Consider the following 9,413-nt stretch of genomic DNA (forward strand, 5'->3'; position numbering starts at 1 on the left):
CCGCGACCTGCCGGGCGTCGAGACCACCTCACGGGCGCGGTGACGGCCCCGGACGGAGGTGCGGGTCACGCTCCGTGCCCCCGTCCGGCGGGAAGATCGCGGCGAACGGGTCCGTTGCTCCCCCTGTGCGGGGGACGGGTGTGTGGCTGGTGTGCCGGCGGGTGATCGACCTGTGCCGCCGTCCGGCCACGGGCTGTCGGCGCTGACCGCCGACCACACCCGTACCGCACCTCCTGGGGGAACCCGTGTCACTCGTCGTCCGTGCCGCACGCGCCTGGCAGCGCCCGCGCGTGTTCGCACTGCTCACCGTCGCCGGGCTCGTGCTCGGCGCACTGCTCGGGCTGACCGCCCGGGTCACCGGGTCCGCGGGTCTCGCGACCACGCTGGACACCGTCGGCGGACTGTTCACCGGCCTGCTGCAGTTCACGGTCGCGCCGCTGGTGTTCCTCGCGATCGTCGTCGGCATCGTCAGCCTGCGTGACCTCGGCGGCGGCCGCACCGCGGCCCGGCTCGGCGGGCGCACCGTCGCCTGGTTCGCCGGGACCTCCCTGGTCGCGGTATTGATCGGCATCACGATCGGATTGATCGGGCGGCCCGGTGAGGGCGTCACGATCGCCGCCGACCCGGCCGACGTCGAGGCCGTGGGCGCGCGGACCGCGGGGTCGTGGGAGGCACTGCTGTCGAACCTGGTGCCGGACAACCCGGTCGCCGCGTTCGCCGACGACAACGTGCTCCAGGTCGTCGTCGCCGCGCTGCTCGTCGGCGCCGCCGCCTACGCGCTGGGGGAGAAGGCCGAGCCGTTCGTCGCGTTCTCCCGCTCGGCGTTCGAGATCGTCCTGACGGTCATCCGCTGGATCGTCGTGCTCGCCCCGATCGGCGTGCTCGGCCTGATCGGCACCGCGTTCGCCACCTACGGCAGCGGCGTCGTCTCCTCGCTCGCCGGGCTGATCGGCACCGTCTACCTCGGTTGCGCGATCGTCCTGTTCGGTGTCTATCCGCTGCTGTTGAAGGTCGTGGCCGGGATCGGGCCGCGCCGTTTCTTCGGCACCACCTGGCCGGTGCTGCAGTTCGCCTTCGTCTCCCGCTCGTCCGGCGCCGCCCTGCCGATGTCCCGGCAGGCCGCGATCGACCTCGGCGTGGACCGCAACTACGCCGGGTTCGCCGTCCCGCTGGCCACGACCACCAAGATGGACGGCTGCGCCGCCGTCTACCCGGCGCTCGCGACGATCTTCGTCGCGCACATCTCCGGGGTGCAGCTCGCGGTGTGGCAGTACCTGGTGATCGTCGCCGTCGCGGTGTTCGGGGCGCTGGCCACGGCCGGGACGACCGGCTGGTTCACCATGCTGACCCTGACCCTCGCCGCGGTCGGGATGCCGCCCGCGGTGATCGCGGCCGGGATCGCGGTCGTGATCGGCATCGACCCGATCCTCGACATGATGCGCACCGCCACCAACGTCGCCGGGCAGATCACCGTTCCGACGCTCGTCGCGGCGCAGGAGGGGATCCTCGGGCGCGACGCCGCCGATCCCGCCGACGCCACCGCGGCCACCGAGGCCACCGCCTCCGTCGAGGGTGCGACGGCCGGCCGGGTGTCGGCCACCTCCGCCTGACCCCGGTCGCGCACCGGCCCGCCGCGCCCGTACCGCGGCGCCGGTCCGGGATCGATCAGTACCTCGGCGCCGCCCCGGCGGCGCCGAGGTGCCGATCGACAGTGGCGCGCCGGTCGAGGGAGCTCCGCGGTCGGCGTGACCCGGGTCGCACCGCCCCGTGGCAGTCAACACTGACTGTTTCCTGCTACCGTCGTGGCGAGCCGACGGCCCCGTCCCGGGCGCCGTCCACCGTCGCGAAGGAGCGAACACCGTGCGAGACGCAGTCATCGTCGAGGCTGTACGCAGCCCGGTCGGCAAGCGCAAGGGCGGCCTCGCCGGCATCCACCCCACCGACCTGTCGGCCCACGTGCTGCGCAGCCTGGTGGAGCGGTCCGGCGTCGACCCGGCGCAGATCGAGGACGTGATCTGGGGCTGCGTGTCCCAGAGCGGCGAGCAGACCTTCGACATCGGCCGCAACGCCGCGCTGGCCGCAGGGTTCCCCGAGACCGTCACCGGCGTGACCGTCGACCGCCAGTGCGGGTCCAGCCAGCAGTCCGTGCACTTCGCCGCGGCCGGTCTGATCGCCGGGCACTACGACGTGGCCGTCGCCGGTGGCGTCGAGTCCATGACCCGGGTCCCGATGGGCTCCTCGCGCCAGGACCAGGACCCGCTGGGCAACGACTTCGCCGAGCGCTACGGCGTCGCGCCGAACCAGGGTGTCGGCGCCGAGATGATCGCCGAGAAGTGGGGCTTCTCGCGTCAGCGGCTCGACGAGTTCGCCCTGCAGTCGCACGAGCGCGCCGCCGCCGCGCAGGACGACGGCCGGTTCGACGGCCAGATCGCCCCGATCGCCGGCGTCACCGCCGACGAGGGTGTCCGCCGCGGCGGCACCCCGGAGGGTCTCGCCCAGCTCAAGACGGTGTTCAAGGACGCCGACCAGGGCGGCGTCATCCACGCCGGCAACTCCTCGCAGATCTCCGACGGCTCGGCCGCGCTGCTGATGACCACCTCCGAGAAGGCCCGCGAGCTGGGCCTGACCCCGATCGCCCGGGTGCACACCGCGGTGCTGGCCGGGGCCGACCCGGTGATCATGCTGACCGCGCCGATCCCGGCGACCGAGAAGGCGCTGAAGCGCTCCGGCCTGTCGCTGGACGAGATCGGCGCCTTCGAGGTCAACGAAGCCTTCGCCCCGGTGCCGCTGGCCTGGCTGGCCGACATCGCCGACGACGACGGCGACGTCGCCGCCCTGCTCAACCCGAACGGCGGCGCGATCGCGCTCGGCCACCCGCTCGGCGGCTCCGGCGCCCGGATCATGACCACCCTGGTGCACCACATGCGGGACAACGGCATCCGCTACGGCCTGCAGACCATGTGCGAGGGCGGCGGCCAGGCCAACGCCACCATCCTCGAGCTCCTCTGACACCCGCTCCCCACCCGGAAGGAACAGACAGAACATGGACATCAACGGTTCCGTCGCCGTCGTCACCGGCGGTGCGTCCGGCCTGGGCCTCGCCACCACGGAGAAGTTCGTGGAGCTCGGCGCCAAGGTGCTGATCATCGACCTGCCGTCGTCGCAGGGTGAGGCCGTCGCGGACAAGCTGGGGGAGAACGTCCGCTTCGTCGCCGCCGACGTCACGGACGAGCAGCAGGTGACCGCCGCCCTCGACGCCGCCGAAGAGCTCGGTGCGGTCCGCGTCGCGGTCAACTGCGCCGGCATCGGCAACGGCATCAAGACCTACGGCAAGAAGGGCCCGTTCCCGCTGGACGGGTTCACCAAGGTCGTCACCGTCAACCTGATCGGCACGTTCAACGTGATCCGGCTCGCCGCCGAGCGGATCGCGAAGTCCGAGCCGGTCGACGGCGACCGCGGCGTCATCATCAACACCGCCTCGGTCGCGGCGTTCGAGGGGCAGATCGGGCAGGCCGCGTACTCGGCGTCCAAGGGCGGCATCGTCGGCATGACCCTGCCGATCGCCCGCGACCTGGCCGACCTCGGCATCCGGGTCTGCACCATCGCCCCGGGCCTGTTCGAGACCCCGCTGCTGGCCGGGCTGCCCGAGGACGTCAAGACCTCGCTGGGCAAGCAGGTGCCGCACCCGTCGCGGCTGGGGCAGCCCGCGGAGTACGGCAAGCTCGCCGCCCACATCGTGGAGAACCCCATGCTGAACGGCGAGACGATCCGTCTCGACGGCGCCATCCGGATGCAGCCCCGCTAGTCACGACCACCCGAGGGGAGGGGGCGCCGTGAAGCGCACGCTCTACGAGTCCGACCACGAGGACTTCCGGGAGGCGTTCCGCGCCTTCGTCGAGAAGGAGATCGTCCCGCACGAGGCGCAGTGGGAACGTGACGGCGCCGTCGCGCGGGAGTTGTTCACCACCGCCGGTGCGAACGGCTTCCTGGGCATCGACGCGCCCGAGGAGTTCGGCGGCGGCGGGGTCCAGGACTTCCGTTTCAACGCCGTCATCAGCGAGGAGCTGCTGCGTGTCGGCGCCGCAGGGTCCGGCCTCGGCCTGACCCTGCACAACGACATCGTGCTGCCCTACCTGCTCACCTACTGCACCGACGAGCAGAAGCAGCGCTGGCTGCCGGGCGTCGTCAGCGGCGAGACGATCCTCGCCATCGCCATGACCGAACCGGGTATCGGCTCGGACCTGGCGTCGATGTCGACGACCGCGATCCGCGACGGCGACCACTACGTCGTCAACGGCGCGAAGACCTTCATCACCAACGGGATCAACGCCGACCTGATCGTCGTCGCGGTCAAGACCGACCCGTCGCAGAAGCACAAGGGCATGAGTCTGCTCGTGCTCGAGCGCGGGATGGAGGGCTTCGAGCGGGGCCGCAACCTCGACAAGCTCGGGATGCACGCCCAGGACACCGCGGAGCTGTCCTTCACCGATGTGAAGGTCCCGGTGGAGAACCTCCTCGGGACCGAGGAGGGGAAGGGCTTCGTCCAGCTGGTCGAGAAGCTGCCCCAGGAGCGGCTGTCGATCGCGATCGCCGGTGCGGCGGCGGCCCGGGCGGTGCTCGACGGGACCCTCGCCTACGTCAAGGAGCGCAAGGCCTTCGGCTCGCCGGTGGGCTCGTTCCAGAACTCGAAGTTCGCCCTGGCCGAGATGGACACCGAGATCGACCTCGCCGAGCACTACGTCGACGACTGCGTCCGCGCGCTCAACGCGGGCGAGCTCACCGCCGTCGACGCGTCGAAGGCGAAGTACTGGTGCACCGAGCTGCAGGGCCGGGTCGCCGACCGCTGCCTGCAGCTGCACGGCGGCTACGGCTACATGAGCGAGTACCCGGTCTCCAAGGCCTACGCCGACGCCCGCATCACCCGGATCTACGGCGGCACCACCGAGATCATGAAGGAGGTGATCGGCCGGGGTCTGGGACTCTGAGCCGATGACCGACAGGCGATCATGACCACATCATGAACACCGAACCCACTCCGGTGGTCAGGAGCCGGGCGCAGCGGTCCTCGGACAGCCGCGCCCGGATCCTGGACGCCGCCGTCGCCTGCCTCATCGACGGCGGCTACTCCGGATCCACGACCCTGACCATCCAGTCGGCCGCCGACGTCTCGCGCGGCCGGCTGCTGCACCACTTCCCCAGCCGGGACCGACTGCTGGTCGCGGCGGCGCAGCACCTCGCGGTCAAACGCGTCGCCGACACCGAGGAACGCGTGCGACGGGTGCTCGACGCCGACCAGGTCGGCCTGTTCGAACGCGCCGACCGGGTCATCGAGCTGCTGTGGGAGAGCTTCTCCGAGCCGCACTTCTGGGCGGCGGTGGAGCTGTGGACCGCGGCCCGGTCCAACTCCGAGATCGCCGAGGCGCTGCGTCCCGAGGAGAAGCGGCTCGGTGCGGCGATCCGCGCGTCGATGGCCCGCATGTTCGGCGGCGAGCTGGCGGGCCGCCCGCGGTTCAAGCAGCTGCGCGACCTGCTGCTCACCTCCATGCGGGGGACCGCGCTGACCTACACCTTCGACCCGCGCGACCCCGCGGGTGACGCGATGCTGCCCCAGTGGAAGGACCTGGCGCGGGTGCTGCTGGGGCCGTGACCCGGCTCAGGTGCCGAAGCTCAGCCCGAACGGCGGCGTCGCGCCCTCGGCGGCGACCGGCGGTGCGGGGCGCCGGACCGCCACCCGGTCGCGGCCCGCGTGCTTGGCCTCGTAGAGCGCGGCGTCCGCGGCGGCCAGCAGGCCGTCGAGGTCCGTGCCGTGGTCGGGCGTCGTCGCGACCCCGACCGACACCGACAGCCCGGTGACCAGCCCGGCTGTCGCGGTGTCGACCTGCAGCGCACGCACGCCCCGCCGGATCCGCTCGGCGACCTCGCGGGCGCGGGCGGCCGGGGTGTCGTCGGTGCGCATCCCGCCGAGCGCGACCACGAACTCCTCGCCGCCGAACCGGCCGGCCAGGTCCTGGTCGCGGACCTCGGCGGTGAGGACGTCGGCGACGGCCTGGAGCACGTCGTCGCCCGCCAGGTGGCCGTACCGGTCGTTGACCCCCTTGAAGTGGTCGAGGTCGAGGATCAGCACCGCGGCGGCCCGGTCGGTACGCGTGTCGCGCTCCAGCATCTGCCGGCTGCGCCAGCGCCACGCCGCCGGGTTGAGCAGCCCGGTCTTGGCGTCGGTGTCGACCTGCGCCTCCAGCTGCCGCACCAGGGTGGTCTGCTCGACGACGAGCAGCGGCAGCACCGCGAGCAACGCGAACCAGGGGGAGGTGTTGGCGAGCACGACCGCGACCAGCCCGCCGATCGACAGCGTCGCCAGCTCCAGGCCGATGTCGCCGCCCAGCAGGATCGTGAGGAACCGCGAGCCCGGTGCGGTCAGCCGCAGCACCGACACGACCAGGAGCGTGTTCACCGCCGTGTAGGCGACCAGCGCGCCCAGCACCAGCGCCGCGTTCTGCGGGGTCGCCAGCGCCCCGGCCCGGCCGTCGACCAGCGCGAGCAGCCCCGCGACGGCGTGCACGGCGAGCAGCACCGTGGCCGCGCTGTAGACCTGGCGATGCGGCGGCGTGCCGCTCGGGCGGGCCACCCGCAGGTAGAGGTGCAGGTAGATGACGACGACGACGACCGTGGCGAGCCCCGGCGGCAGCAGCAGCGCGGCCGCGAAGGTCCACACCGAGGTCATGTTGATGTAGCGGGTCGCGGCGATCCGGCGCCGCAGGCGCTCGGCGTTGACCGACAGCTCGGTGTGCACCGCGGCCACCAGCACCAGCAGCCCGCAGAGCAGCACCTCGGTCCGTACCGGCGGGTCCCCGGTGAGCAGGCCCGCGACGACCGCGGCCACCGCGGCGGTCTCCACGACCAGGACCAGCAGCAGCGGGCGCAGCGGCAGGCCGAGCAGCGACCGGGTGTCCGGCGCACGACGGCGGCGACCGGCCGGGTGCGGTGCCACCGGGCCAGAGGTCACGTCGTCTGCCTGTTCGTCGGCTGCGTCAGGGGATGGACCGAGGCTACCCGCGGGTAAGGCAAGCCTTTGCCGTTCGTCCCCCGGTGGCCGGAATCCGCGCCGAACGGCCCGGAACCGACGGCGAACGCCTCAGGTCCACGTTAAATCGTGACGGAGCGTTGTCCGTCGCTTACCCTGGCCACGTCATCACTCGATCGTGGAGCACGCCGTGCGTCCTCACGTGCGGAGCGCAGCGGCGTCCGTTCCGGGACGGGAAGAAGCACTCCGGTCGAGGGGGGATCGCTCGTGCGCAACTGGGACTGGTGAACCGTCATCGGCGCCGCGCGGGACACTCGGTCGTCCCGCGCGGCGCCGCCGTTCCGCGCCGTCGCGCGGCCGGGGGCGCCACCGGCCGGCGCGCTCACGCCCCGGGTGGCCCGACAGGCCCTCTCATCAGATCTGATGACGCGCGGGCGGGACATGCGACACCCTCGTGCGGCGGTGCGTGCACCGTTGCGCCTTGTACTCCCAATGGGTGACACCTGCGTCACGTCGCGACGCTGACCAGTGCGGACGGTCCCTCGGGGCCGGGCCCCGGCGATCACCCCCTAGGCGGGACATCCACCTCCGTGTTGCAGTTAGCCTCGCCTTATCTGAGGCGTGCCGAAGCTACGAGAGGACAGTGATGGCGAACCCTGCGAACGCGAACCCCCACTCCACCCCGGAGGTACTCGACGTGGTGGGGGTCGGGTTCGGGCCGTCGAACCTCGGCATCGCCATCGCCCTGCTCGAGCACAACGCGACGGTCCCCGCCGACGCGCGGGTGAGCGCCCGCTTCGTCGAGCGCCAGGAGCGGTTCGGCTGGCACCGCGGGATGCTGCTCGAGGACGCGACCATGCAGGTCTCGCACCTCAAGGACCTGGTCACGCTGCGGAACCCGACCAGCGGCTTCTCCTTCCTGTCCTACCTCCACGACCGGGACCGGCTCGCCGACTTCATCAACTACGGCTCGTCGTTCCCGACCCGCCGCGAGTTCCACGACTACCTGGAGTGGGCCGCGGCACGGGTGGGGGAGATCAGCGCGGCCGCCGGGTCGGCGGTGACGGTCGACTACGGCAGCGAGGTCCTCGAGATCGAGCCGGTCCGCGGCGGGAACGGCGTGGAGCTCGTCGACGTCGTCGTCCGCACCGGGGACCGGGTGGAGCGCCTGCGCGCCCGCAACGTCGTCCTCGCCTGCGGGCTCACCCCCGTCCTGCCGCGCGGGATCACCATGGGCGGTCGCGTCTGGCACAACCGCGATCTGCTGTTCCGCACCCGCGAGCTCGCCGGGACCGAGCCGACCCGCTTCGCCGTCGTCGGCGCCGGACAGAGCGCCGCCGAGACCGTCGAGCACCTGCACCGCACCTTCCCGACCGCCGAGGTGCACGCGGTGTTCGCCCGCTACGGCTACAGCCCCGCCGACGACACCTCCTTCGCCAACCGGATCTTCGACCCGGCCGCCGTCGACGACTTCTACACCGCGCCGGACGAGGTCAAGGACCGCATCCTCGGCTACCACGCGAACACCAACTACTCCGTTGTCGACCCGGAGCTCATCGAGGGCCTCTACCGCACCCACTACCACGAGCGGGTCGCCGGGACCGAGCGCCTGCGCTTCCGCAACGTGTCGCGGGTGGCCGACGTCGTCGACGTCGGGGACCGGGTGGAGCTGGCCGTCGAGTCGCTGATCGACGGCTCGCGCGAGGTCATCACCGCCGACGCCGTCGTCTACGCGACCGGCTACCGCCCCGCCGACCCGCTGTGGCTGCTGTCCGGCGGCCTCGACGAGGCCTGCGCCCGCGACGCCCGCGGCCGGCTCGACGTGCACCGCGACTACCGGCTCGGCACCACCGCGCTGGCCGACGGCACCGCGGTGCGGGCCGGCTTCTACCTGCAGGGACCGACCGAGCACACGCACGGCATCACCTCGACCCTGCTGTCCAACATCGCGGTCCGGTCCGGCGAGGTCGTCGCCTCGCTGACCGGCGCCCCCGTGCCATCGACGGCGCCGACGCCCGTCGTCGTCTGAGCGCGACCCCACCCGTTCCGCCGATCCCAGGGAGAGCCATGTCCACGAACCCCTTCGACGACCCCGAGGGCAGCTTCTACGCGCTGGTCAACGACGAGGGCCAGTACTCGCTGTGGCCCGCGTTCGCCGAGGTCCCCGCCGGCTGGACGGTCGAGCACGGGCCGGCCGACAAGCCGTCGTGCCTGTCCTTCGTCGAGACGCACTGGACCGACCTGCGGCCGCGCAGCCTGCGCGAACGCGCTGCCGGCTGACCCGTCCCACACCGCCCGTCCCGCATCACCACCCCTGGAGCGCCTCCCGTGACCCGCACGCTGCCGTCCCCGTCCGACCCGCGCCCGGGACCGCTGCCGGACGGTGCGCTCG

General features: G+C 72.4%; 8 protein-coding genes. 7 read left to right on the forward strand and 1 reads right to left on the reverse strand.

Annotated features, from left to right (window positions below; all coding sequences use genetic code 11):
* The first annotated feature begins 245 nt into the window (after positions 1–245).
* The 5 genes from DMP15_RS13865 (at position 246) to DMP15_RS13885 (ending at position 5,647) form a co-directional block, all read left to right on the forward strand.
* A complete protein-coding gene (locus DMP15_RS13865) occupies positions 246–1,610 on the forward strand; it encodes a dicarboxylate/amino acid:cation symporter (RefSeq protein WP_179762536.1) in 1,365 nt (454 codons plus the stop codon).
* A 250-nt stretch (positions 1,611–1,860) separates the two neighbouring features.
* Positions 1,861–3,009, forward strand: coding sequence for a thiolase family protein (locus tag DMP15_RS13870; protein ID WP_073574551.1), 1,149 nt, complete (start codon positions 1,861–1,863; stop codon positions 3,007–3,009).
* A gap of 34 nt (positions 3,010–3,043) precedes the next feature.
* Positions 3,044–3,805, forward strand: coding sequence for a 3-hydroxyacyl-CoA dehydrogenase (locus tag DMP15_RS13875; protein WP_073574552.1), 762 nt, complete (start codon positions 3,044–3,046; stop codon positions 3,803–3,805).
* A gap of 28 nt (positions 3,806–3,833) precedes the next feature.
* A complete protein-coding gene (locus DMP15_RS13880) occupies positions 3,834–4,985 on the forward strand; it encodes an acyl-CoA dehydrogenase family protein (RefSeq protein WP_073574553.1) in 1,152 nt (383 codons plus the stop codon).
* Positions 4,986–5,017: 32 nt separating this feature from the next.
* Positions 5,018–5,647: a TetR/AcrR family transcriptional regulator gene (locus tag DMP15_RS13885; protein ID WP_073574554.1), complete on the forward strand. Its 630-nt coding sequence runs from the start codon at positions 5,018–5,020 to the stop codon at positions 5,645–5,647.
* Between the two features lie 6 nt (positions 5,648–5,653).
* Here DMP15_RS13885 and DMP15_RS13890 read toward each other — a convergent pair whose 3' ends face one another.
* Positions 5,654–6,988: a diguanylate cyclase gene (locus DMP15_RS13890; protein ID WP_083658159.1), complete on the reverse strand. Its 1,335-nt coding sequence runs from the start codon at positions 6,986–6,988 to the stop codon at positions 5,654–5,656.
* A gap of 679 nt (positions 6,989–7,667) precedes the next feature.
* Here DMP15_RS13890 and DMP15_RS13895 point away from each other — a divergent pair.
* On the forward strand, positions 7,668–9,050 hold the full coding sequence (locus DMP15_RS13895; RefSeq protein WP_073574555.1) for a lysine N(6)-hydroxylase/L-ornithine N(5)-oxygenase family protein: 1,383 nt from the start codon (positions 7,668–7,670) through the stop codon (positions 9,048–9,050).
* A gap of 38 nt (positions 9,051–9,088) precedes the next feature.
* Complete coding sequence (locus DMP15_RS13900; RefSeq protein WP_062395825.1) at positions 9,089–9,301, forward strand: MbtH family protein; 213 nt, start codon at positions 9,089–9,091, stop codon at positions 9,299–9,301.
* Positions 9,302–9,413 lie beyond the last annotated feature (112 nt).

Source organism: Pseudonocardia sp. UM4_GMWB1 (assembly GCF_017312155.1).
In the GTDB taxonomy this organism is placed as follows: domain Bacteria; phylum Actinomycetota; class Actinomycetes; order Mycobacteriales; family Pseudonocardiaceae; genus Pseudonocardia; species Pseudonocardia alni.